Source organism: Plantactinospora sp. WMMB782 (genome assembly GCF_049179135.1).
Lineage (GTDB): Bacteria > Actinomycetota > Actinomycetes > Mycobacteriales > Micromonosporaceae > Plantactinospora.
Genome location: NZ_JBMHMC010000007.1, coordinates 5,496,554 through 5,520,094 on the forward strand (window position 1 = coordinate 5,496,554; position 23,541 = coordinate 5,520,094).

General features: G+C 72.6%; 20 protein-coding genes. 9 read left to right on the forward strand and 11 right to left on the reverse strand.

Annotated features, from left to right (window positions below):
• Window positions 1–151: 151 nt before the first annotated feature.
• Entirely contained in the window at window positions 152–274 is a 123-nt protein-coding gene (locus ACN28A_RS26775) for a hypothetical protein (protein WP_421399432.1), read from the reverse strand.
• Between the two features lie 5 nt (window positions 275–279).
• Window positions 280–1,242, reverse strand: a complete 963-nt coding sequence (locus ACN28A_RS26780) for a TIGR03557 family F420-dependent LLM class oxidoreductase (protein WP_421399434.1) — start codon at window positions 1,240–1,242, stop codon at window positions 280–282.
• Window positions 1,243–1,601: 359 nt separating this feature from the next.
• Here ACN28A_RS26780 and ACN28A_RS26785 point away from each other — a divergent pair, with 359 nt between their 5' ends.
• Window positions 1,602–3,032 carry a M1 family metallopeptidase gene (locus ACN28A_RS26785; RefSeq protein ID WP_421399436.1) on the forward strand — a complete coding sequence of 477 codons (1,431 nt, stop codon included), beginning with the start codon at window positions 1,602–1,604 and terminating at the stop codon, window positions 3,030–3,032.
• Window positions 3,033–3,210: 178 nt separating this feature from the next.
• Window positions 3,211–4,617 carry a cellulase family glycosylhydrolase gene (locus ACN28A_RS26790; RefSeq protein ID WP_421399438.1) on the forward strand — a complete coding sequence of 469 codons (1,407 nt, stop codon included), beginning with the start codon at window positions 3,211–3,213 and terminating at the stop codon, window positions 4,615–4,617.
• A gap of 184 nt (window positions 4,618–4,801) precedes the next feature.
• On the opposite strand, the gene ACN28A_RS26795 is transcribed toward ACN28A_RS26790, so the two are convergent.
• Window positions 4,802–5,692: an LLM class flavin-dependent oxidoreductase gene (locus ACN28A_RS26795; protein WP_421399440.1), complete on the reverse strand. Its 891-nt coding sequence runs from the start codon at window positions 5,690–5,692 to the stop codon at window positions 4,802–4,804.
• A 178-nt stretch (window positions 5,693–5,870) separates the two neighbouring features.
• Here ACN28A_RS26795 and ACN28A_RS26800 point away from each other — a divergent pair, with 178 nt between their 5' ends.
• Window positions 5,871–6,818, forward strand: coding sequence for a sporulation protein (locus ACN28A_RS26800; protein WP_421399442.1), 948 nt, complete (start codon window positions 5,871–5,873; stop codon window positions 6,816–6,818).
• A 183-nt stretch (window positions 6,819–7,001) separates the two neighbouring features.
• Here ACN28A_RS26800 and ACN28A_RS26805 read toward each other — a convergent pair whose 3' ends face one another.
• On the reverse strand, window positions 7,002–7,391 hold the full coding sequence (locus ACN28A_RS26805; RefSeq protein WP_421399444.1) for a hypothetical protein: 390 nt from the start codon (window positions 7,389–7,391) through the stop codon (window positions 7,002–7,004).
• 263 nt (window positions 7,392–7,654) lie between these two features.
• On the opposite strand from ACN28A_RS26805, the gene ACN28A_RS26810 reads away from it, so the two are divergent.
• Complete coding sequence (locus tag ACN28A_RS26810) at window positions 7,655–8,002, forward strand: hypothetical protein (protein WP_421404654.1); 348 nt, start codon at window positions 7,655–7,657, stop codon at window positions 8,000–8,002.
• Window positions 8,003–8,011: 9 nt separating this feature from the next.
• Here the strand turns inward: ACN28A_RS26810 and ACN28A_RS26815 are convergent, their stop codons facing one another.
• Entirely contained in the window at window positions 8,012–8,266 is a 255-nt protein-coding gene (locus ACN28A_RS26815) for a GntR family transcriptional regulator (protein ID WP_421399446.1), read from the reverse strand.
• 213 nt (window positions 8,267–8,479) lie between these two features.
• Between ACN28A_RS26815 and ACN28A_RS26820 the strand changes: the two genes are divergently transcribed.
• On the forward strand, window positions 8,480–8,698 hold the full coding sequence (locus ACN28A_RS26820; protein WP_421399448.1) for a hypothetical protein: 219 nt from the start codon (window positions 8,480–8,482) through the stop codon (window positions 8,696–8,698).
• Between the two features lie 38 nt (window positions 8,699–8,736).
• On the opposite strand, the gene ACN28A_RS26825 is transcribed toward ACN28A_RS26820, so the two are convergent.
• The 3 genes from ACN28A_RS26825 to ACN28A_RS26835 all read right to left on the reverse strand — a co-directional run bounded on the left by ACN28A_RS26825 (window position 8,737) and on the right by ACN28A_RS26835 (window position 14,043).
• Entirely contained in the window at window positions 8,737–10,215 is a 1,479-nt protein-coding gene (locus tag ACN28A_RS26825) for a DUF3237 family protein (protein ID WP_421399450.1), read from the reverse strand.
• Window positions 10,216–10,392: 177 nt separating this feature from the next.
• Window positions 10,393–12,618: a HelD family protein gene (locus tag ACN28A_RS26830; RefSeq protein WP_421404656.1), complete on the reverse strand. Its 2,226-nt coding sequence runs from the start codon at window positions 12,616–12,618 to the stop codon at window positions 10,393–10,395.
• 333 nt (window positions 12,619–12,951) lie between these two features.
• Window positions 12,952–14,043 carry a LolA family protein gene (locus ACN28A_RS26835; protein WP_421399452.1) on the reverse strand — a complete coding sequence of 364 codons (1,092 nt, stop codon included), beginning with the start codon at window positions 14,041–14,043 and terminating at the stop codon, window positions 12,952–12,954.
• 124 nt (window positions 14,044–14,167) lie between these two features.
• Between ACN28A_RS26835 and ACN28A_RS26840 the strand changes: the two genes are divergently transcribed.
• Both ACN28A_RS26840 and ACN28A_RS26845 read left to right on the forward strand, forming a co-directional pair.
• Window positions 14,168–14,824: a response regulator transcription factor gene (locus ACN28A_RS26840; protein WP_421399454.1), complete on the forward strand. Its 657-nt coding sequence runs from the start codon at window positions 14,168–14,170 to the stop codon at window positions 14,822–14,824.
• A gap of 94 nt (window positions 14,825–14,918) precedes the next feature.
• Window positions 14,919–16,538 (forward strand): sensor histidine kinase, encoded by a 1,620-nt coding sequence (locus tag ACN28A_RS26845; protein WP_421404658.1) that lies wholly within the window; start codon window positions 14,919–14,921, stop codon window positions 16,536–16,538.
• Here ACN28A_RS26845 and ACN28A_RS26850 read toward each other — a convergent pair.
• Complete coding sequence (locus ACN28A_RS26850) at window positions 16,463–18,454, reverse strand: tetratricopeptide repeat protein (RefSeq protein WP_421399456.1); 1,992 nt, start codon at window positions 18,452–18,454, stop codon at window positions 16,463–16,465. The two genes, ACN28A_RS26845 and ACN28A_RS26850, sit on opposite strands and share 76 nt — an antisense overlap.
• Before the next feature lie 324 nt (window positions 18,455–18,778).
• Here ACN28A_RS26850 and ACN28A_RS26855 point away from each other — a divergent pair, with 324 nt between their 5' ends.
• Window positions 18,779–19,699 carry a hypothetical protein gene (locus tag ACN28A_RS26855; RefSeq protein WP_421399457.1) on the forward strand — a complete coding sequence of 307 codons (921 nt, stop codon included), beginning with the start codon at window positions 18,779–18,781 and terminating at the stop codon, window positions 19,697–19,699.
• A 122-nt stretch (window positions 19,700–19,821) separates the two neighbouring features.
• Here the strand turns inward: ACN28A_RS26855 and ACN28A_RS26860 are convergent, their stop codons facing one another.
• Together ACN28A_RS26860 and ACN28A_RS26865 are read right to left on the reverse strand one after the other, a co-directional pair.
• Window positions 19,822–20,001: a DUF4236 domain-containing protein gene (locus tag ACN28A_RS26860; protein ID WP_278066114.1), complete on the reverse strand. Its 180-nt coding sequence runs from the start codon at window positions 19,999–20,001 to the stop codon at window positions 19,822–19,824.
• Between the two features lie 79 nt (window positions 20,002–20,080).
• Window positions 20,081–21,010 (reverse strand): AraC family transcriptional regulator, encoded by a 930-nt coding sequence (locus ACN28A_RS26865; protein WP_421399460.1) that lies wholly within the window; start codon window positions 21,008–21,010, stop codon window positions 20,081–20,083.
• A gap of 255 nt (window positions 21,011–21,265) precedes the next feature.
• Here ACN28A_RS26865 and ACN28A_RS26870 point away from each other — a divergent pair, with 255 nt between their 5' ends.
• A complete protein-coding gene (locus tag ACN28A_RS26870; protein ID WP_421399462.1) occupies window positions 21,266–23,419 on the forward strand; it encodes a glycoside hydrolase family 44 protein in 2,154 nt (717 codons plus the stop codon).
• Window positions 23,420–23,541 lie beyond the last annotated feature (122 nt).

The following is a 23,541-nucleotide window of genomic DNA, read 5'->3' on the forward strand; positions in this document are numbered from 1 at the left end:
GCCGCGCGACAGCCGAACGACTGCCCGAGGCCGAGCCTCGTGCACCGGCCGGGGCCGAGCCAGGGACAGCTGACCCGGGCGGCCGGGAGGAATGCCCGACACGCCGGGCCGCCCCCGGGCGGGTGACCGTCGGTAGGTGGCGGCTGGACGATCAGTTGAGGGCCAGGTTGACAAGTACGGTCAGCACGATCGAGCCGACTATCGAGATCAGGATCATCAGCAGGCAGCCCGGTCCACCACCGAGCGGGCGTACCTCGACGCGACCGAAACGCATTCGGCTCAGAGCTCCCGGAGCCGGGGCAGCAGCTCCCGCTCGGCCCAGTGCAGGAACATCGGCTGGCTGTCGGCGCCGACCTGCACGACCGCCACGTCGGTGAACCCGGCGTCGACGTACTTCCGGTACGCCTCGACGTGCGCGTCCAGGTCCGGGCCGCAGGGTACGAGTTCCGCCACGTCCTCGGGCCGGACCGCCTCGCTGGCGCTGACGAAGGACTCGGGTCCGGGCAGCTCGGCCTTGACCGACCAGTTCAGTGCGGCCCACCGCCACAGCTCGTGCGCGGTCTTGCGGCACTCGTCGGCGTCCGGCCCGTAGCAGACCGCCGCCTGCCCGTAACGGGGTTTGCCGGCGCCGCCGCGCTCGTCGTACATCTTGACCACCGCGGCGTCCGGCACGTCGAGGGCGAGCGCGTCGGCGTACTCGGTGACCAGCTCGATCGAGTGCGGCCCGGAGGCCGCGACGGCGATCGGGACGCGCTCGGCCGGCCGGTCCCAGAGGTACGCCTCGGGCACCTCGAAGTGGTTGCCGGAGTAGGAGAGGTTGTCACCGTCGAGCAGCGGCCGGATGATCTGCAACGCCTCCTCCAGCATCTCGTGCCGCTGGTGCACGTAGGGCCAGGCGCCCACCACGTGCTCGCTGAGGTTCTCCCCGGCGCCGAGCGAGAGGGTGAACCGGCCGTCCGACATCACCCCGATCGTGGCCGCCTTCTGTGCCACCACGGCCGGGTGGTAGCGCCGGATCGGGCAGGTCACGTAGGTCATCAGCTTGATCCGCGAGGTGGCGTGCGCGACCGCGCCGAGCACCGACCAGGCGTAGGGTGAGTGGCCCTGCGCGGCGAGCCAGGGGTAGTAGTGGTCCGAGATGACCAGGTAGTCGAAGCCGGCCTGTTCGGCCCGGACCGCGTACTCGACCAGTTCCTTCGGACCGGTCTGTTCACACATCAGCGTGTAGCCCACCCCGACCATGCCCGGACCTCCTCCGTCGTGGCGATTCTGGTTTTCCCACCCCGGCTGGTTGTCTACCCCGCCTGGCGTAGGTAAACCCGGTAAAGCCGGTGAAGCCGGGCAACCATCCCCGTCCGGTCCGGAATCCGGCCGTGGAATCCCGTGGAGCGCCGTGGAATCCGGCCGTGGAATGCAGTGACGTCCTTGACTGTCTACCGACGGCGGGGGTACGGTTGCTCTTAACCGGTTAAGGATCGCCGGTGCATCATCCTTGTGGTGGGGATGACGGCGTCCGTGGTGGTTCGGTCACCGCACCACCCGGGCGTCGCCCGCCGTCCGGTCCTTCCGCCCGGTCAGCGGCCGTATTAACCTGACCGACCATGGTGATCTGTCGGCGGGTCGGTGCCGCGCTGGTGGCGACGACCGTCACGCTCTCGCTCGGCGTCGCACCCGCGTCGGCCAGCGGCAACGGGCAGGAGCACGGCCATGGGCACGGCTCCGGCGGTGCCGGCACGCAGGGCGCTCCGGGCGTCGGCGACGGCTACTTCCCGGCCGCCGGCAACGGCGGCTACGACGTGCTCCACTACGGACTCGACATCCGCTACGAGCCGACCACCCGGGCGTTCGCGGGCATTGCCACGATCTCCGCCCGGTCCACCGCCCGGCTCTCCCGGTTCAACCTGGACCTGCGCGGCTTCGAGGTGCGCGCGGTGACCGTCGACGGCCGGGCCGCCCGGTTCGACCGGGACGGTCAGGAGCTGCGGATCTCGCCGAAGCACGGCCTGTCCCGCGGCGAGCGGTTCACCGTGGTGGTCCGGTACGACGGCACCACCGGCCGGCCGACCGACGTCGAGGGTGCCCTCTACGGCTGGGTCTCCACCCCGGACGGCTCCTTCGTGGCCAACGAGCCCGACGGCGCCGCCACCTGGTATCCGGTGAACGACCATCCGACCGACAAGGCCAGCTACGACTTCCGGCTCACCGTGCCGGCCGGCAAGACGGCGGTCGCCAACGGCGAACTCGTCGGGCAGCGCACCAGGAACGGCTGGACGACGTTCGTCTGGCGCGCCCGCGACCCGATGGCGAGCTACCTCTCCACCGCCTCGGTCGGCGACTACGACCTGCGCCGCAGCACCGGCCCGCGCGGGCTGCCGATCATCGACGCGATCGACCGGGACCTCGGGCCGGAGGCCGCCGACGGGCTGGCCCGGACCCGGGAGATGATCGAGTACTTCACCGACCTGTTCGGCCGGTACCCGTTCACCTCCTACGGGGCGATCGTCGACGACGACGAAGACGCCGGGTACGCCCTGGAGACGCAGACCCGGCCGATCTACTCCGGCCCACCGAGCGAGGGCACGGTGGCGCACGAACTGGCCCACCAGTGGTACGGCAACAGCGTCAGCCCGGCGCGCTGGCAGGAGATCTGGCTGAACGAGGGCTTCGCCAGCTACGCCGAGTGGCTGTGGGAGGAGCACACCGGCGGGCGTACCGCACAGGCGCGCTTCGACAGCTTCTACGCCCGGCCGGAGACGGCGAGCTTCTGGAACCCGCCGCCCGGCGACCCGGGTGCCACCAACCTCTTCGCCGGCTCGGTCTACACCAGGGGCGCGATGACGCTGCACGCGCTGCGTACGAAGATCGGCGACCGGGCCTTCTTCGCCCTGCTCCGGGCCTGGTACGCGGCGAACCGGAACGACACGGTGACGACGGCCGACCTCGTCCGGCTCGCGGAGCGGGTGAGTCGGCGGCAGCTCGACGGCTTCTTCCAGACCTGGCTCTACACCCCGGGCAAGCCCGCCGCCTGGTGACCCCGGGCCGGTCTGCCGGCGAGGGGTCCCAGGACACTACTGAACCGGTTGCGTTAACCGGTTCATCGGCCTACCCTGATCCGTGCCGCCGCAGGGAAGTCGGGTGGCAACTGTCGGGCAGCAGTTGCCGGTCCTTCACTTCTGTCCCCGTCCCCCGGGGTCCTCCCTGAGGTAGGTCATGAAAAGACGAATCCACGCCGTGGCATCGGCGCTGTTCGCGCTCGTCGCCGCCGCCGCTGTCACGCTGTTCGTGGTGGCGCCGCCGGCACAGGCCGCCGCCGGCTTCACGGTAAGCGGCGGACGACTCCTCGACGCCCGCGGCAACGAGTTCATCATGCGCGGCGTCAGCCACGCGCACACCTGGTACACCAACCAAACCGGTTCATTCGCCGACATCAAATCCCTCGGTGCGAACACCGTACGGGTGGTGCTCAGCAGCGGCGGCCGGTGGACCCAGAACAGCGCCAGCGACGTCGCGAACGTCATCTCGCTGTGCAAGGCCAACCGGCTGATCTGCGTGCTGGAGGTGCACGACACCACCGGGTACGGCGAGGAGGGCGCGGCGATCACCCTCGACCAGGCGGTCAGCTACTGGATCAGCATCCAGAGTGCCCTCGCCGGCCAGGAGAACTACGTCATCCTGAACATCGGCAACGAGCCGTTCGGCAACAACGAGACGGTCAGTGCCACCTGGCCGACAGCCACCCGCAACGCGATCACCCGGCTGCGCGACGCCGGCTTCGACCACACGATCATGGTCGACGCGCCGAACTGGGGCCAGGACTGGCGTTTCGTCATGCGGGACAACGCGCAGAGCGTGTTCAACGCCGACCCCGACCGGAACACCGTCTTCTCGATCCACATGTACGGCGTCTTCGACACCGCCGCCGAGATCACCGACTACCTCGGCCGGTTCCGCAGCGCCAACCTGCCGATCGTGGTGGGCGAGTTCGGGCACAACCACTCGGACGGCAACCCGGACGAGGACACCATCATGTCGTACGCCCAGCAGAACGGGATCGGCTACATCGGCTGGTCGTGGAGTGGCAACGGGGGCGGCGTCGAATACCTCGACATGGTGACGAACTTCGACGTCGACCAGTTGACCTCGTGGGGTGAGCGGATCTTCAACGGGGCGAACGGCATCCGACAGACCGCCCGGGAGGCGACGGTCTACGGCGGCGGCAGCCCGACCACCCGGCCGCCGACGACCCCGCCGACCACCCGCCCGCCGACCACTCCGCCGACCACCCGCCCGCCGACCAGCACCCCGCCCGCCGGCACCCGGGGCTGCACCGCCAGCTACGCCGTCACCGGACAGTGGCAGGGCGGCTTCCAGGCCGAGGTCCGGGTGACCGCCGGCAGTACGGCGATCAGCGGCTGGACCGTCAGCTGGACGTTCGGCAACGGGCAGCAGGTCAACCAGTCCTGGAACGTCACGCTCAGCAGCAGCGGATCGAGCGTGACCGCCCGGAACGTGTCCTACAACGGCAGCCTCGGCGCCGGGGCGAGTACCGCGTTCGGGTTCCTCGGGACCTGGAACGGCACCAACAGTGCGCCGTCGCTGAGCTGCACCGCCAGCTGAGTCGCCGGCGTCTCCGGGCCGGGTCCGCGCAGCGGGCCCGGCCCTTCGCCGTGCCCGCCGGGGACTACCCGGGGTCGTCGCCGGTCGGCCGGGACGACGACAACCCCACCCCCAGCCACCGCCGGACCGACCTGGGGCAGCTTCCCGCCCTGCCCGGCAACCGCCGGACCGGCCGGCGGCAGCCTCAGTTCCGGCCCGGGAGCCGGGGCAGCACCTCGGTGGCGACCTCGGCCAGCACCGCCTCGTCCCCGGCATACCAGCTCGACTCGCGCGGCCAGTGCGTGACGACGTCGGTGAAGCCCAGTTCGGCGGCGCGGCCGACCGCGTCGGTGAAGTGCGCGGCGCTGGAGAGCGAGAAGACCGGCGCCGAGTCGAGGGAGAGATAGCGGTCCAGGGTTCCGGGATCACGGCCGGCGGCGGCGAGGGTCTCGTCCATCCGGCCGGCGAGGTCGGCGACCGAGCGCCACCACGCCGCCTGGTCGTCGTCACCGTCCCGGATGCCGGTGGTCACCCAACCCTGGCCGTACCGGGCGGCGAGGCGCAGCGTGCGCGGCCCGTTGGCGGCGACCACGAACGGAACCCGGGGTGTCTGGACGCAGCCCGGGTTGCTCCGCGCGTCGACCGCCGCGTAGTAGTCGCCCCGCCAGCTGACCCCGTCGCGCCGGAGCAGCAGGTCGAGCAGTTCGGTGAACTCGGTGAACCGGTCGGCCCGTTGCCGGGGGGAGAGCGTCTCGGCACCGAGCACCGCCGAGTCGAACCCGGTCCCGCCGGCACCGAGCCCGAGCAGCAGCCGGCCGCCGGAGACGTCGTCCAGGGTGGTGACCTGGCGGGCGAAGTGCACCGGGTGCCGGAAGTTCGGCGAGGCGACAAGGGTGCCGAGCCGGATCCGGGAGGTGACCGTGGCGGCGGCGGTCAACGTGCCGGTCGACTCGAACCACGGCCCGTCCACCAGGTCGCGCCAGCCCAGGTGGTCGTACGTCCAGGCGTGGTCGAAGCCCCACTGCTCGGCCTGGCGCCACCGGCGCCCGGCCACGGACCACCGCTGGTCGGGCAGGATCACGATACCCACGCGCATGATCGGAAGCTTACGTCGTAGTCCACCCGGCCCCGGCCGGTCGTCCGGTCCGACGATCAGCCGGCGCTCACAGCCACCTCACAGCTACGGTGCATAGGGTCACCGGTGGCGTGCCGCTCCACCATGGAATGCCGGCCGACACCCGCGGCACCCATCCGCCGTAAACAGGAGTTTCTCTATGGTCTTCAAGAAGATGTTGAGCGCCCTCGGCGTCGGCGGTCCGAGCGTGGACACCGTGCTGACCAATCCGAACACCCGGCCCGGCCTGATGCTCGACGGACAGGTCAACCTCCAGGGCGGGGAGGCCGCGGCCGACATCGAGCAGGTCACCGTCGCCCTGGTCACCCGGGTCGAGATGGAGGGCGGGGACAGCGAGTACGCCGGCACCATGGAGTTCTACCGGCTCCCGGTCAGCGGCGCCATGCGGCTGGAGGCCAAGCAGGAACTCTCCATCCCGTTCCAGCTTCCGATGCCGTGGGAGACGCCGATCACCGACGTCTACGGCCAGCGGCTGCGCGGCATGACGATGGGGTTGCGCACCGAGCTGGCGGTGGCGCGGGCGGTGGACAAGGGTGACCTGGACGCGATCGCCGTGCACCCGCTGCCGGTGCACGAGAAGATCCTGGAGGCGTTCGCCCAGCTCGGCTTCCGGTTCAAGAGCGCCGACCTGGAGCGCGGGCACATCTACGGCGTGCAGCAGACGCTGCCGTTCTACCAGGAGATCGAGTTCTTCGCCGCCCCGCAGTACGCGCACGCCATCCGCGAGGTCGAGCTGACCTTCGTCACCAACCAGCACGGCGTGGACGTCGTCATCGAGTGCGACAAGCGCGGCGGGATGTTCAGCGGCGGGCAGGACACCGTCGGGCGGTACACGGCCGAGCACGTCGGCGTCGACCAGGTCGACTGGCGGCAGCGGGTCGAGGGCTGGCTGGCCCAGACGGTGGAGAGCTACGGCCGGTACGGCGGGGGCGGGCACCACTACGGGCACCCCGGCAAGCACGGCGGCCACCACGGCGGGCACGGCATGGGCGGGATGGTTGCCGGTGCCGCGCTCGGGATGGCCGGCGGCATGATCGCCGGTGAGATGCTGGAGGACTCCTTCGAGGGCGACTTCGGCGAGGAGTGAGGTCGGCCCCGGCTTCGAACGGGCCGCCGCGAACGGACCGCGTGACGGAAAGGGCCGCGGTCCCCGCCGTTTCCGGCGGGGACCGCGACCCCCCGTGGCAAGTCGCCACTGCTTCGGGACACTCCGGTCACGCCACGCGTCGGTGATCTACCGCGTCCTACCGCCGCGGCGCCCGGAGCATCGTCACCTTCTGCCGTGCCGCCAGGCGTTACCCAGCTTCGCCAGACCACGGCTACCCAGGTAGGCGATGGTCATCAGGGTGATGAAGAACCACGCCTGCTGCGCCCGGAACGGGTCGACGCCGGTCGCGTCCGTGCCGACCAGGTCTGCGGCCAGCAAGGTGAAGCCGACCGCCGCCAGATAGATGTAGAACTCGGTACTCAGCCAGGCGGGCTTGGTCTCGTTGCCCGGATTCCGGCGGGTCGGTTCGTCCATCCGGCGCTGCATCTCCGACAGGGTCTGCTGTATCTGCTGGTTGGAGATGTTCTGGGCACCCATCTCCCGGGTCGGTGCCGACTGCATGTCCGTCACCTGCTGGCCCATCGGCTGCCTGGACGGGGTCTGCGTGCTCATCTTTTCCTCCTCGGATTCGATGAGTTCTCTTCCGACCGCCCCGGTCACGGCGACGCCGCGCCGGTGGCACCCGCTGGCTACCCGGCCGGGTAGGCCACAAACGGCTGCTCCACCCGGGAAAACCGGGCCGGCCGACCGTTCAGCCGCCCTGGTTTGCCGACCCGGGCATCGGGGACACCCCGGGACAACGACGAGTCGGCGAGGTGATGGACGTGCCCGGAGAGGACGAACGGCGGCGGTCGGTGCGGCGGGCCGAGGACCGGATGGGTCGTGCCGAGTACGCTCCGGGCGCCGTCGAGGAGGTCAGCCTGCCGGTCGACGAGGGGCGGGCGGCGCACGAGATCGACATCGAGGACCCGGCGGACCGGGCGCGCGATCCGGACGTGCTGCGCGACGGCGGCCCGACCCGGAACCGGGGGGTGGCCACCACGACCGGCGGCCGGAAGGCCGGACCGGCCAGCGTCCGGCGGCGCCCCCGACCTCCGGGTGGCAACGTCGCGCCGACCACCACCGGGGACGCGACCACCGGCGGGACGAACACCCCGGCGTCCGGCTCGACAAGTGACGCCTCGGGCCAGGCGGCCCAGGTCGGCGACTTCACCGACAAGTAGCCCGGTGTTCTAGTCGGCGCGCTTGACGTAGGTGCCGCGCTGCGGGACGACGTAGAGGACACCTTCGTCGACGAGGAGCGCGATCGCCCGCCGGACGGTTGCCCGGGCGATCCCGTACCGCTGGACCAGCTGTGCCTCGCTCGGGATCGCCCGGTCGGGCTTCCAGTCACCGCGTCGGATCTGGGCAGCCAGAATCGCGGCCAGTTGCCGATATGGCGCGAGTGGCGCAGCGCTGTCGATCTCGTCGTCCGGGCCGACCTCCATGCGCTGACGCTACGAGTCTTCACACGATGCGCTTCGAGCTTCTACGTATCTAGACGTAGCTAGACCAGTCTGATTATGCTCCATCCGGGTCGTGTCGCTCGTGGCACTGGGTGCGGGGGCGGCACACCGGCCCCGGTCCGCCCGCGCCGGATCACCCCGCCCCCCGGGCGCCGGTCGCGGGCGGGCCACGAATGCGACGGAAGGGTGGCGCCGATGTTCTCCGAGGGTGAGTTGACCCAACCCGTGCCGGTCAACTCCGGCTCAGCGCCGATCCCCGGATGCGTCGAGCGCGCCGAGATGCGTTCCGTGCTCCTGCGGCACGTCGTCGAGGGCGGAACCTGCCGGTCCTGCGGCAACCCGCCGGACCACACCGGCTACTGCTTCGCCGGGCGGGTGGCGTACGAGCGGCTGGCGACCGACTGGCCACACTGAGCGGGCCGGTCCGCCCAGTGTGGCCAGCGGATCGGCCGTCACCGGCGTTCGTAGAAGGTGATGCTCACACCGCCGGGCGCGGAGCCCGGGTCGGAACTCAGCCAGGTGTTCGCGTTCAGGAAGGCGTACGGGCCGTCCGCGCGGGCCTCGAAGGTCGGCACCAGCCGGCCGAACTGCCCGCAGTTGCGGACCAGGATCAACTCCCGGTCGTCGGTGCGCAGGGTGTAGCGGGCGTCGAGCGTGGTGTTCGAGCCGATGAGCTGGTAGTCCGCGCCGCCGGAGAGGATCGATCCGGTCACCCGGCCGCTCGTCGTGCCGCCGGTGATCGGGATGATGTTGCGGGTTCCGCGCTTGCTGGCGCCGACGGTGAGGCTGGAGCCGAGCGTGACGGACTCGGTGAACACGGTGGCGCCCCTCGTCCCGCTGCCCGTCGCGCAGGTCCAGGACTGGTTGGGCGGGCCGGCGGGGTCGCTCAGTTGGATTCGCGGCTCGGCCGGGGAGACTCCGGAGACGTCGTAGACGGTGAATTCGAGGGTGTTCGTCGCGGTGTCCACCACCCGGGTGCCGGCGAACGTCCCGCTGTTCAGCCAGGCGTACGCGCTGGAGTTCGGTGCCTCGAAGTCGGGCACGATCCGGACCGTGGAGTTCCCGGCGGGCGCGACGCCGCAGCTACGCAGGTAGATGAGGGTGCCGTCGCTGGTGCGCAGGACGTTTATCTGTTCGAGCTCGACGGTCCCGTTGCCGAGCGTGAGTTCGAGGTCCAGTCCACCGCCGAGCAGGGTGCCGCTGACCCGCTCCCCGGTGAACGTGCCGCCCCTGATGTCGAGCAGGCGCCGGTGGCCGTACTGGGTGACGCCCACGTCGTGCACGGCGCCGAGTTGGGCGGTGGCGCGCAGGACGAGCCGGCCGCGGGTCGGAGGCACGATGCCGGCGGGTGTGCCGCAGGTCCATGACGGGTCAGGCACGATCGTCGGCTCCGTACCGCCGGGTGGCGTGGTCGGGGTTACGGACGGGGTGGGCGAGGTCGGCGCCGTGGGCGTGGCGCTCGGGGTGCCGGGCGGCCCGGACGGTGTACCGGATGGCGTCCCGGACGGGGTGATGCTGCCGGTGCAGGGCGTGCCGTTGAGTGCGAAGTCGGTCGGCACCGGGTTGGTGGTGTTGTTCCACGACCCGTTGAAGCCGAACGACGCGCCCGCGCCGGTGCCGAGCGTACCGTTCCAGCTCACGTTGGTGACGGTGACCTGGGCGCCGGCCTGGCGCACGGTGCCGTTCCAGAGCTGGTTGACCTGCTGCCCGGCCGTGAACGACCAGGTCAGTTGCCAACCGCTGATCGGGTCGCCGAGGTTGGTGACGGCAACGTTGGCGCCGAAGCCACCGTTCCACTGACTGGAGATCGTGTAGGTTGCCCGGCATCCGGTGGCGGCGTGCGCGGAGGTGGCGGCGGCGATGCCACCGCCGACGACGACGGCCGCGGCGGTCGTCGCGGCGAGCAGGGCCCGGCAGTGGACGATCCTCATCTGGTCCTCCCGGATCGACGGCTGGACGCCTGCGCGCGGGAGGCGCGTTACGATCAGTGTCGCTACCGAACAAGACCGCGTCAATCGATGAACATCAATAGGTCGATGACGGTTTCCCGCCCTGTCCGCTGGTGGCGACGCTTCTGGAGACCGAGCGAACAGGGCGAGAAGTCGAGGTCAGCCGACCCGGAGTACGCCGAGCCGCTGGGTTGCCCGGGTCAGCGCGACGTACAGGTCGCTCTGTCCACGCGAGGACTCGGCGACGATCCGGTCCGGGTCGACCACCAGCACGGAGTCGAACTCCAGCCCCTTCGCCTGGGCGACGGTGAGCAGCACCACCCGGCTGGTCAGCTCCGGATCGGCGCCGAGCGCCACCTCGGGCTCCGCCTCGCCGACCGCCCGGCCCAGCTCGTCGACCAGCCCGGCCGGCACAATCACCCCGATCCGGCCGGCACCGACCCCGGCCGCCTCGGCCCGGATCGCCGCCACCAGCCGCCCGGCCAGCTCGCCGGCGGCCACCGTCTCGTCCCAGGGCTGCTCGCCGGTGTCGCGTACCGCCCGGGGCGGGGTGAGCGTCGGGTCGATCTCCGCCAGCACCTTGGCGGCGACCGCGAGGATCTCCGACGGCGTACGGTAGCTGACCGTCAGCTCCTCCAGCCGCCAGCGGTTCCCGACGTACGGCTCCAGCACCGGCCACCAGGACGACGCGCCGGCCAGCGCCCCGGTCTGGGCCACGTCGCCGACGAGCGTCATCGAGCGGCTCGGGCAGCGGCGCATCAGCACCCGCCAGGCCATCGGGGAGAGTTCCTGCGCCTCGTCCACGATCACGTGCCCGAAGGCCCAGCCCCGGTCCGCCGCGGCCCGCTCGGCGGTGGTCAACTGGTCCTCGTCGGCCTGCCGCTCGGCCAGCCGGTCCGCGGTGAGCACGTCGGTGACGTCGAGCATCCCGTCCTCGGCCTCGGGCTCGTCCTCGAAGTCGATCGACTTCGAGCTGGCGGCGATCTCCAGCACGCCCTCGGCGTACTCGATCTCGGCCCGGCGCTGCCGCGCGGCCCTGGCCCGGACCGCCCGGTCGTCCTCGCCGAGCAGCTCCGCCGCCTCGTCCAGCAGCGGCACGTCGGCCGGGCTCCAGCCGCCCCACGGGTCCCGGCGCAGCGCGGCCCGCTCCGCCTCGTCGAGCTGTGCCGCCGCCACCGCGAGCCGCTGCTCGGAGGCGAACAGCCCGGCCACCACCTGTTGCGGGGTGAGCACCGGCCAGAGCCAGTCCAGCACCGCCTGCACCTCCGGCTCGGCGCGCAGCTCGCGGCGGAACTCGGCCAGGTCCGCCTCGTCGAGCAGGTTCTCCCCGCCCAGCGGGTCCGCGCCGATCCGCTCGGCGAGCTGGTCGGCGAGGGCGTGCACGATCTCGACCTCGAAGAGCGGCCGGGCCAGGTTGTGCGGCCGGCCGGTGCGGCGGACCCGCTCCCGGGCGGCGGCGACGGTGGCCGGCTCCAGCACCAGGCTGTCCCGCTCGATGTCGATCCCGATCGGCTCGTCCGGCACCCGCTCCCGGTCCCGGATCGCGGCGGCCAGCACCTCGACCATGTCGAGCCGCCCCTTCAGCTCGGCGACCTCGGCCGGCTCGGCGCGGGTGGCGGTGATCCCGGGAAAGAGTTCACCGACGGTGCGCAGCAGCACGCCGGTCTCGGCGAGCGTCGGCAGCACCTGCGAGATGTAGCGCAGGAAGGTGGCGTTCGGGCCGACCAGCAGCACGCCCCGGGTGGAGAGGATCTGCCGGTGCGTGTAGAGCAGGTACGCCGCCCGGTGCAGTGCCACCGCCGTCTTGCCGGTGCCGGGGCCGCCCTGCACCACGAGCACCCCCTCCAGGTCGGACCGGATCACCCGGTCCTGTTCGGCCTGGATGGTCCGGACGATGTCGGTCATCCGCCCGGTACGGCTGGCGTTCACCGCCGCCAGCAGCGCCGCCTCGCCGGTCAGCCCGCCCCGGTCGTCGGCCTGCCCGGCGGCGGTCAGGTCCAGCACCTCGTCGTCGAGCCCGACCACCTCGCGGTCCCGGGTCCGGATGTGCCGGCGCCGGCGTACCCCGTCCGGGTCGGCGGCAGTGGCGAGATAGAACGGCCGGGCCGCCGGGGCACGCCAGTCGAGCAGCGCCGGCTCGTACTCGCCGTCGCCGTCGCGGATACCGATCCGGCCGACGTAGCGGCGGGTGCCGTCGTCGAGGTCCAGCCGGCCGAAACAGAGGCCCTGTTCCACCGCGCCGAGCCGGTCGATCTGGTCGGCGTACATCCGGACCGTGCTGTCGCGTTGCGAGCGCTCCTGCTGGGTGCCGCCGGTGTTGCGCAGCGCGCCGCGCATCCGGCGGGCGGCCTGGGCGCGCAGTTCGTCGAGGCGCCCGTAGAGCATGGAGACGTACCGCTGTTCGACGGCGATTCCGTCGGCTCCGTCGAGACGCTCGTCGGGCTCGTCGAGACGCCGGTCGGGCGAAACACCGGATGGCTTTGACAAACCAGTCTCCCCATTGTTAGCATTGCGCAGAACGGCATTTCGCCGTTCTTTTTGTTTCCGAACTGAGAAACGATAGCGCGTTTTTCTGCCGGCATCCATCGGCCGCGCGAACCCCCGACGGCTGCGGTGATCGGGTGTCCTGAGACGCACGGCGGAGCGCAGCGTCGGGCGGGCGCCCCTGCCGGCACTGCACAGGGACGCCCGCCCGCCAGTCAGCTCACCTGGTGCTGCTCACCTGGTGCTCTGGGCGACCTCGTAGAGCCGCTCCGGCTTCACCGCGCCGACCAACAGCCGGCCGTCGTCGGTGAGCAGGGCGGTGAACAGCTTGCCGCTGACCAGCCGGCCGTGGCCCCACTCGCCGCTGGCCTCCGGAAGTCCGCCCAACAGCCCAGCCAGCAGGTCGGTCCCCGCGTCACCGGTCCGGGCGTCCTCGGCCGCGCCGAGCTGCGGAACCTTGGCGACAAGTACGCTCGTCCACCCGCTGCCGACCACCGTCGGCCGCTCGACCCCGCTCGGCAACGCCGGTCGGCCCTGCGGCCGGACGCCCTCGGTCGCCACCGCGCCCGGCGGCGGGTTGAAGGCGAACTGGGCCGGGTCCGGGCGGGTGAAGTCGACCTGGGTGAACGCCACCTCGAAAGCCGGCTTGCTGCTGCCCTGCGGCACGACCTGGAACCGCAGCGGCACGTGTTCGACGGCGTCGATCGCGATCGTGACCTGGCCCACCAGCGAGGTGGCGTCCCGGGGTTCGAGTACCAGCTCGTAGGCGTCCCGGCCGGCGATCGAGGCGGACCGTCCGACGCTGACCCGGGTGGTCGGGTCGACCGCCGCCAACGCCTGCTCGGCGGCCTCCTGCGGAGTCACCGGAAGATGGCCGGGCCGGCCGGCCGCCGCCGATTCGCCCAGGGTGATGTGCTCGGCCTTGTTCGTCTGGCTGTCCCAGATCCAGACGTCCCTACCGTTGCGGATGAGATCCGTCTCGCCGAGCGTGCCGAGCAGCGCGACCCGGGCCTGGTCCGGACCGGCGTGCCAGACCCGCAGGGTGTGCGTGCCGGAGACCAGCGTGGCGAGTTCGGCGCTGCCCTGCGCGCCGAGGCCGGCCAGGCTGGGCAGCCCCAGGTCGGCGCGTTTGATCACCGTGCCGGAGAGGCCGTCCAGGTGGGCGGTCTGCAGGTCGACGAGGAGTTGCGCGGCACTGCGCTCGGGCAGGTTCGGCTCGGCCGCCGAGGCGAAGGTGCCCACCGCCGCACCTCCGCCGAGGACCGCCAGAGCCGCCCCGGTCGGGACCAGCCACCGGAGTGCGGGCCGCGTTTGGAAAACCGACATGTTCGTACCTCCTGACCTCCATCGTGCGCCCCGGGCGCTGTGAAACCACTGAGAACCTGAGAACCGCTGTCGGCTCACTCAGCCGGGTGTGGCCGCCCCCGGGCCGGGATGGCACGCTTGTCCGGTGCGGTTGCTGGTGGTGGAGGACGAGGCCCGGCTGGCCTCGGCGTTGCAGCGCGGCCTTGCCGCCGAGGGGTTCGTGGTGGACGTGGCCGGCACCGGGCCGGAGGGACTCGACCTGGCCCGGCACGGCGGGTACGACGCCATGATCCTGGACGTGATGCTGCCCGGCCTCTCCGGCTACCGGGTGGTGCGCCAGCTACGCGCGGAGAAGCACTGGCTGCCGGTGCTGATGCTCTCGGCCAAGGACGGCGAGTACGACCAGGCCGACGGGCTGGACTGCGGCGCCGACGACTACCTGACCAAGCCGTTCTCCTACGTGGTGCTGCTGGCCAGGCTGCGCGCCCTGCTCCGCCGCGGTGCGCCGCGCCGCCCGGTGGTGCTGGTCGCCGGTGACCTGAGCCTCGATCCGGCCCGCCGCCGGGTCACCCGGGGCGGCACCGAGGTGGAGCTGACCGCTCGGGAGTACGCGCTGCTGGAGTACCTGCTGCGCCGGGCGGGCGAGGTGGTCTCCAAGACGGAGTTGCTGGACCACGTCTGGGACGCGAGCCTGCGTACCGCGCCGAACGCCGTCGAGGTCTACGTCGGCTACCTGCGCCGCAAGATCGGCCGGGACCGGTTGGAGACGGTCCGGGGAGCCGGCTACCGGCTGGTGACATGAGCCGCCCGCGAGGCACGGCGCGACGCACCGGCGCCGGCCCGTGAGCCGGTGCCGTCTCCGGGGGTGGCCCGGCCGGCGACGGCCGTGGCGGGCCCTGAGCCTGCGGGCCCGGCTCACCATCATCAGCGCCACGGGACTCGCCGCGGGTCTCGCCGTCGGCGGGCTGGTCCTACTCGGCGCGCTGGGCTACGCGCTCCAGCGCACCGTCGACACCGAGGCGCTGAAGACCGCCGAGGCGGTGGCCCGGCTCGCCGGCCAGAACGCGCTGCCGGACCCGCTCCCGGTCGCCGGCAGCCAGGTACGCGTCCAGGTGCTCGACGGGCAGAGCCGGATCCGGGCCGCGTCGATCGACGCCGACCGGCTGGTCCCGATGCTCTACCCCGACGAACTGCGGCGGTTCCAGTCCGGGGAGCGGGACCGGTTCTACCTGCCCGGCCGGCGGCTCGGCCTGGACGGCCCGGTCCGGGTGGTGGCGGTGCCCGCCGGGCCGGCGAACGATCCGCAGACGGTACTGGTGGCCAAGTCCACGGCGGACGTGCGGCACAGCGTGGCAGTGGTCCGCACCATCCTGCTGGTCAGCTTCCCGCTGCTCCTGGTGGCACTGACTGCGGTCGCCTGGCGGGTGGTCGGCGCCACGCTCCGACCGGTCGAGACACTGCGGGCCGGCGCCGAGGAGATCACCGGCGGAGCCCGGCCCGGTCGGCTGCCGCTGCCGGCCTCGCACGACGAGATCCACCGGCTGGCGGTGACCCTGAACGGGATGCTGGGCCGGCTGGAGTCGGCCCGGGCCCGGCAGCGCGCCTTCGTCGCCGACGCCGCGCACGAGCTGCGCAGTCCGCTGGCGAACCTGCGGACCCAGCTCGAGGTCGCCCAGCGGCTCGGACCGGCGACGGAGTGGCCGGCGGTCGCCGACGACCTGCTCGCCGACATCCAGCGGCTCAGCCGGCTCGTCGACGACCTGCTGCTGCTCGCCCGGTTCGACGAGGCGGGCGCCGGGCCGCCCCGGGCCGCCGAACCGGTCGAGCTGGCACAACTGCTGGCCGAGGTCGCCGAGCGTTATCCGGCGGCGCCGCTGCGGGTGCTGCCACCGGCGTCGCCGTGCTGGGTACTTGCCGAACCGGACGCGTTGACCCGGGTACTGGGCAACCTGCTGGACAACGCACTCCGGCACGCCGGCAGCGAGGTGGTGCTGGCGGCGTCCGCCCGGCCCGCCGGTAGCGCCCCGGAACCTCGGGAGGCCGGTCCCGGTCCTGGTGGCGGTCCCGGTCCTGGTGCCGGTTCCGGTCCCGGTGGCGGTCGGGCCGCTGTCGCGTACCACCTGGTGACCGTCACCGACGACGGGCCGGGCATCCCGGCCGGCGACCGGGACCGGGTCTTCGACCGGTTCACCAGGCTGGACGACGCCCGGGCCCGGGACGCGGGCGGTGCCGGCCTCGGCCTGGCCATCGTCCGGGAACTGGTCCGCCGCCAGGGTGGCACGGTGTCCCTCGGCGACGCCGGACCCGGACTACGCGTCGAGGTACGCCTGCCGGTTGTCGAGGCGTGGGCCGAGGATGCGGGCCCGCTCCCGGGCCGGGTGCAGGTCGGGGTGCCGGACCACCCCGAGGACCGGACGGGGAAGCGGACGGCGGCCGAGGCTCAGCGTGCCGCCGGCGACCTGCCGGGCCGGGCCGTGCAGACCGGATCGGCCTCGCCGACCAGCCGCTCGGAATAGACGACCGCGACGGAGAAGCAGTAGTTCCCCGTCGTCTCCAGGCCGTAGACCACGTAGCCGGTGGAACCGGCCGGCAGTTCCTGGAACGGCCGGAGTTCCTGACCGGCCCGCCCACCCGCCAGCACCACCGGACCGGTGGCGCCGCTCGGATAGGTCCAGCCCAGCGTCACGCTGCGCTGGCTGTCGGCCAGGGTCACCGAACCGGGCGGCGTGCCGGGGGAGGCCGGCGGTGACGTGCTCGGCGTCTCGGCCGGCGCACCTGTGGACGGCCCGGCATCCGGCGGTGCCGGCTCGTCGTTCCCGGTCTGTCGGAACCCGAACACCACGGCAGCCGTGCCGAGCAGGACCAGCACCACCAGGCCGGCGACGACCACCGTCGGCAGCCGGCGGGCGGCGACTTCCGGCCGGTGGATCCGGACCGGCAGCCGGGACCCCCGCCGCGCCGGCAGGTGCCGCTGCTCGGCCACCCCGCCGGAGCCGCCGGGACCGGCACCGGGAGCGCCCGCGAGTTCCCGCTGTCCCGGATCGGTGACCGGAACGGAGCGGGGATCGCTCTCCGGCCGCCACGGCTGGGCCGGCGCCGCTCCGTGCTGGCGACCGGTCTCCGTACCGTCCTCGTCGTCGGGCATCCGGCGAACCACCTCCGGTGGCCACCAGCCGTACTCCGGATCGTCGTCCGGCTCCCCGCTCGACGCGGCACCGGCGGCGGAGCCCGGACCGGCCCGGCCGAGCCCGTTCCGGGGTGGCGGGACAGCCGCACCGGTCGGCGGGATCGCTGTTCCGGTCGGCGGCGGCGTGGCCCACCGGGGCGGTGGTTCGACGAGTGGTGCCGGCGGCAGCCGGGGTGGCGGTACCGGAGGAGCGCCGGTACCGGTCCCGCCGCTGGTCGGTCGAGGCGGCGCGGGCGGCGGGAAGCGTAGCAGCGGCACCTCGTCACGCGGCGGCAGTTCGGCGTCGGGCGGATGCTCGCCACCGTAGGGCCCGGCCGGGTACTGCGGTGCGGCCGGATGCTCGGCACCGTAGGGCCCGGCCGGGTACTGCGGTGCGGCCGGATGCTGCGGTGCGGCGTGCTGCGGTTGGTGTGTCTGTCGCGGGTACCCGCCGCCGTGCTCCGGCTGCGCGGCATGCCGTGGTTCGGGACGCCAGGGCTCGGCGTACTGGGGGACACCGGTCGGGCCGGCCGGGCCCTGCGGGTCGTCCTCGGGCCCGGTCGCGGAGTCGGTGCAGACGTGGTCGGGATCGGCCGCCGCCCTGGCGAGCGCGGCGACCTGGGCCGCCAGCGGATGCTCGGCCGGCAGGTGCTCCCGGCACAACTCCAGGGCGAGGGCCAGATGCTCGTGCGCCGGGGTGAGCAGTCCACAATCGCGCTGCCAGGCGCCGAGCCGGGCCAGCATCCGGATTCCGCCGGGGTGCCCGTCGCCGTAGACCTCCCGGTGCAGCTCCCAGGCGTCCTCCAGCCGGTTGCGGGCCAGCGTGCACGCGCCCTGGGCGTACTCGACCGTGGCCAGGTCGGCGTGCGCGGCGAGTACCCGCAGCGACTCCGGGCCGTCGGTCGCGGTGAGTTCGATGATCACGTCCCGGTACAGCCGGGCGGCTCGGGCGTGACTGCCGACCCGGTGCAGTACGGCGGCGAGGGTGGCCGCCGTCGCGACCGTGCGCGGGTCGGCGGCCCCGTGCAGCCGGGTGGCCGCCGAGTAGGCGAACGCCGCCCAGCCGCGCGCCGCCTGCGGGTCGCCGAGCGACACGAGTATCCGGGCCTGGAGGCCGGCCGCCTCGGCCAACTCGGCGGAGGCGTGTGCCGGGCTCGGGTCGGCCGCGTCCAGCGGTGGTCCGAGCAGGTTCCGGGCTCCGACCAGGTCACCGGCCGCCACGAGCGCGTTCGCCTGCTGGGTGAGTTGACCGAAGCCGGAAGCCACGCCCCATCGTGCTCGGCCGGCGACGTTCAGTACAAGAGGGCAGTTGGAGACAGTTTCGTCGTCTTCTCGGACATCCGGCAGCGGCGGATCCCGCCCGCCTTGCCGGCCGGGGCATACGTCGGACGCGGACTGTCGAGCTGGGTGCATGGGCGGGGCGCGACATTCCGGGCACCGTCGCGGACCTGCTGGGCGCGCAGGCGGGGCAGCTCGACAGCCTCCGTCCGGGGACCGACCGCCGACCGCCGGTTTGTTGGTCGCCGGCCGCCGCTGCCGGCGGACGAGGGCGGGGTGACAGCGGCCGGCCGGGCAGGGTAGAACCGCAGGATGTCCACGGATCCGATCGGCGTCGTCAAGCGGGAACTGCTGGTCCGCCAGCTCGACTCCTGGACGCCGGCCGCGTTGCACCGGTCCCGCCGGGCCACCTTCGTCCAGGCGTACGCCGGGGTGGACGGCGGTGTCGCGGACGCCGCGCTGCGGGTCTTCGGCGAGTTCGCCGACCTGCTGCGCGGGCGGCGGACGACCGCGCTGACTCTCGGGCCGGACGACCCGGATCTCGCGGCACGCCACGCGGCGGCGCAGCCGGAGTTGCCGGCCGGGCTGACCGCGCACCTCGTGCCGGGCGGTGTCGACCGGCTGCCGGTGGCGCTGCGGGCGGCCACCGCGAACGGCGCTCCGGTCCTCGCCTGGGTGGACGCCACCGGCGGTCCCGGACCGGCCGCCGAGGTCCTCGCGGCGGTGGCCGGTGGCCGTCCCGCGGAGCTGCTGCTGGTGCTCGACCCGCCGGTCTGGTCCGGGACGGATTACCGGCACCGGCTGACCGGGGCCGGCCTGCCGCTGGTGACCGAGGTGGAGCTGGTAGCCGAGGCCGGGGCCGAGGTGCTGGTCTTCGGCACCGCCGCCGGCAAGCGGCTGGACGCCTTCAAGAACGCGCTCTGGGCGGTCGACGAATACGCCGGGGTGCGTTACCGGGACCCCGGCGATCCGGCGGGACACCTGCTGGACATCTCGCTGAACCCGCATCCGGGTCCGCTGCGGCGGGAACTCCTCGCCCGCCTGGGGTCGGTCGGTGCCGCCACCGTCACCGAGCTGCGGCAGTTCACCGCCGAGCGGACCGTCTACCGCGCTGCGGACGCCAGTCGGGTGCTCACCGCCCTGCTCTCCGCCGGGCTGGTGCGCCGGGAGCCGGAGTCGGGTCGGCTCGCCGGTGACGTCACCATCACCGTCGCACCCTCGCTCTCGCCCTGAACAGCCGTGCGGAGAGGCAGAGAGCGCCGACAGGCGCAGACCGCGCCGGAGACGCAGACCGTGCCGGACATGCAACAGGGATGCCGACGAAGCCGTCGGCATCCCTGTCCGTCACCGCTTCCTCAGGACCGCGACTTGTCCTGCTTCCAGGACAGCGGGCCGGGCAGGTCGACCCGGTGTGCGCGGGCCCGGGAGTTCCAGGACCAGCGTCCGATCTTGATACTCCAGGAGGAGAAGCCGTTCTCGGTGAAGTTGAGAATCAACGGACCGTACTTCTTGCGCTTACGGAACATCAGACCCACGGCCATGCTCCTTTCCAGACAATGCTTGCTTCCGGGGTAGGCCGAAGGTTCCCCGTACGGATGTTCGGCAAACGTCCACTCAGGGCCGCGTGGTCGGGGCGGGGCCGGACAGGGCGGCCCGGAAGGCGCCGGGGCTGTGCCCGACCTCGCGCTGGAAGAACCGACCGAAGTTGGTGGGCTCCGGAAAGCCGAGCCGGCGGCCGACCTCGGCCACCGGCAGCTCGGTCGCGGCGAGCAGCCGCCGGGCTTCCAGCGCCACCCGTTCGTCGATGACCTGCTTCGCGCTGCGCCCGGTCGCGGCCAGGCAGGCCCGGGTCAGGGTACGCACCGAGCAGTCGAGTCGACTGGCGTACTCCTCGACCCGGCGGGTCTGCCGGTACGAGCGCTCGACCTCCTGCCGCAGCCGCCAGAAGGTGCCCGTCGACTCCGTACCGTCCGGGGTGCCGCCCCACCCGGCAGGCAGCGGGCCGGTCTCCGGGGCCGGCTCCCGGGTGCTGGCCGGGTCGCGCGGCAGCAGCGCCAGCCGCAGCAGCAGCACGGCGAGTTGGTGCCGCAGCAGTTCGTCGGCGAGGCCGTCGCCGGAGTGCCGCTGGCAGTCGACCACCAGTTGACTGACCTCGTTGATCACCGCGTCCTCGTCCTCACCGGCAAGCTGCCAGTAACCGGCGGCGAACGGCGGGCCGGTCGGGAAGACGCCCAGCTCGCGCATGGTCTCCGGGGTCCAGCAGACCAGCACCGCGTCGAGCCCGCTCTGCCCGCCGTGCCGGACGACCTGGCCGGGCCGTACCCAGAGCAGCGACCCCGGCCGGCACGGGTAGGTCCGGAAGTCGACCTCCTGGGTGCCGTGTCCGACGGTGACCAGAATCAGCAGGTGCCGATCGACGAGCAGCGGCCCCCGGTTGGCCGGGTCGAGGAAGTAGTCGCGCAGGGTGAGGGTGCGGATGCCGGCCCAACCGGGCGGGGGCGGCACCTCGCCGGGCTCACCCGGAAGCTGACCGAATCGGACCATCACCTGCGACGTTAGCCGCCGAGCGCCTGGCACGCACCCCTGGCGACCGGCTGCCGGACACCTCCGCGTACTTCCGACAGCGGAGCGGACATCGACGGACGACGTTGACCGTGCGGGCGGGTGATCGGTAGCCTGGCTCCCGGTCCGGGCCAAGACCACCGCGCGCGAGACAGCGACGGGCGTACGCGAGACACACCGAACCCGCCACCGTCCATCCCGTCAGGGGAGGACATCAGCAGTTCCGGGAGATCCCGCATGCGTCGTAGATCCCTCCTGTCCATCGTCACCGGCACGGCGCTCGCCGCCAGCGGTGCGGCAGTCGTCGCCGCCCCGCCGCCGGCCCTCGCCGAGCCCGGTCCGGCTCTCGAGGTCGACGTGACCGCCGACCGGCACCCGATCAGCCCGCACATCTACGGGATGAACTTCACCGACGAGGCCCTCGCCGAGGAGCTGGCCCTGCCGGTACGCCGTTGGGGCGGCAACGCCACCACCCGCTACCACTTCCGCTACGACACCACCAACCGCGCCTCGGACTGGTTCTTCGAGAACATCGCCGAGGAGAACGCCGATCCCGGGGCGCTGCCGGACGGCTCCTCGACCGACGAGTTCGTCGAGCAGGACCGGCGCACCGGGACCGACAGCGTGCTGACGGTGCCGCTGATCGGGTGGGCGCCGAAGGCCCGGGACGGCTCGTGCGGTTTCTCGGTCGCCAAGTACGGGCCGCAGGAGCGTACCGACGAGTGGCGGCCGGACTGCGGCAACGGCGTACGGCCGGACGGCACCCTGGTCACCGGCAACGACCCGCACGACACAAGTGTGGAGGTCGGCCCGGAGTACGTCCGGGACTGGCTGCGGCACCTGACCGGCAAGTACGGCACGGCGGCCGAGGGCGGGGTGAAGTTCTACAACCTGGACAACGAGCCGGACATCTGGCACTCCACGCACCGGGACGTGCACCCGGAGGGGGCGAGTTCGGCCGAGCTGCGCGACCAGGCGTACGCGATCGGCGCGGCGATCAAGGAGGTCGACCCGTCGGCGGCGACGCTCGGCCCGGTCGGCTGGGGTTGGACCTCGTGGGACCACTCCGGGATGGACCAGGAGGAGTGTTCCCGTACCGGGTGCTGGGCGAACCCGCCGGACCGGCCGAACCGGGACGGGCTGCCCTTCACCACCTGGTATCTCCAGCAGATGCGCGAGTACGAGGAGGAGCACGGGCAGCGGGTGCTCGACTACTTCGACATGCACTTCTATCCGCAGGCCAGCGGGGTGGCGTTCGGCAACGGCACCGACCCGGCCACCAACGCGCTGCGGTTGCGCTCCACCCGGGCGCTCTGGGACCCGACCTACACCGACGAGAGCTGGATCAACACCCAGGTGCGGCTGGTGCCCCGGATGAAGGAGCTGGTGGCCGCGAACTATCCGGGGACGAAGACGGCGATCACCGAGTACAACTGGGGGGCGCTGGACCACGTCAACGGGGCGTTGACCCAGGCCGACGTACTCGGGATCTTCGGTCGGGAGGGCTTGGACCTGGCGACGCTCTGGGCGCCGCCGGGCGCGACCCAGCCGGGCGCGTACGCCTTCCGGATGTACCGCAACTACGACGGCGCCGGCGGCCGGTTCGGCGACGTCGGGGTCCGGGCGACCTCGGCCGACTCCGACCAGCTCTCGGTGTACGCGGCCGAGCGCCGCTCCGACGGCGCGCTCACCGTGATGGTGGTGAACAAGAGCGGGGTGGAGCGGACCAGTTCGCTGTCACTGCGCGGCCGGACCGCGCAGACCACGCAGGTGTACCGGTACGGGGCGACCGACCTCACCTCGATCGTCCGGGAGGCGGACCAGCGGATCCTGGTGCCGCCGCCGGTGGCCGGGGCACCGGACGGAACCCTGTCGCACACCTTCCCGGCCGACTCGGTGACCCTCTTCGTGGTCGGTGCGGCGAGCAGCCCGCCGCCGCTGGCCGCGTTGCACCGCAACCTGGACCGGTCGCCGACCGACGCCCGGATCCTGCCGGCGATCGACCTCGACAACCCGGGTCGGGTGCCGGTCGACCTGTCCCGGGTGACGGTGCGGTACTGGTTCACCCGGGACGGCGGTCGCGGCACGGTGCAGGCGGCCTGCGTGCGGGCCACGCTCGACTGCGCGAACGTCACCCAGACGCTGACAACACTGCCGAGGCCCAGGCGCGGGGCGGACAGCTATCTGGAGGTCGGCTTCGCCAGGGGTGCCGGGACGCTGGCGGCGGCCGGCAGGACCGGTCCGATCGAGTTGCGGTTGACCAGGGCGGACCGGTCCCGCTTCGTCGAGACCGACGACCACAGTTGGCGGCCGGCGAGACCGGACTACGCGGCCAACCCCCGGATCACGGTCTACCTGGACGGCGTACGCATCGCCGGTAGCGAGCCGTGACCGCCGGGATCAGCGGATCCGTGGCGGGGTCGTGCCGGCGGGAGTTGTCCGGTCGGTACGATCCGGACTAACTTACCGAACAGTAAGCCAACCCGGGTCGGTCGGCATTCCGGTGCCGGCCG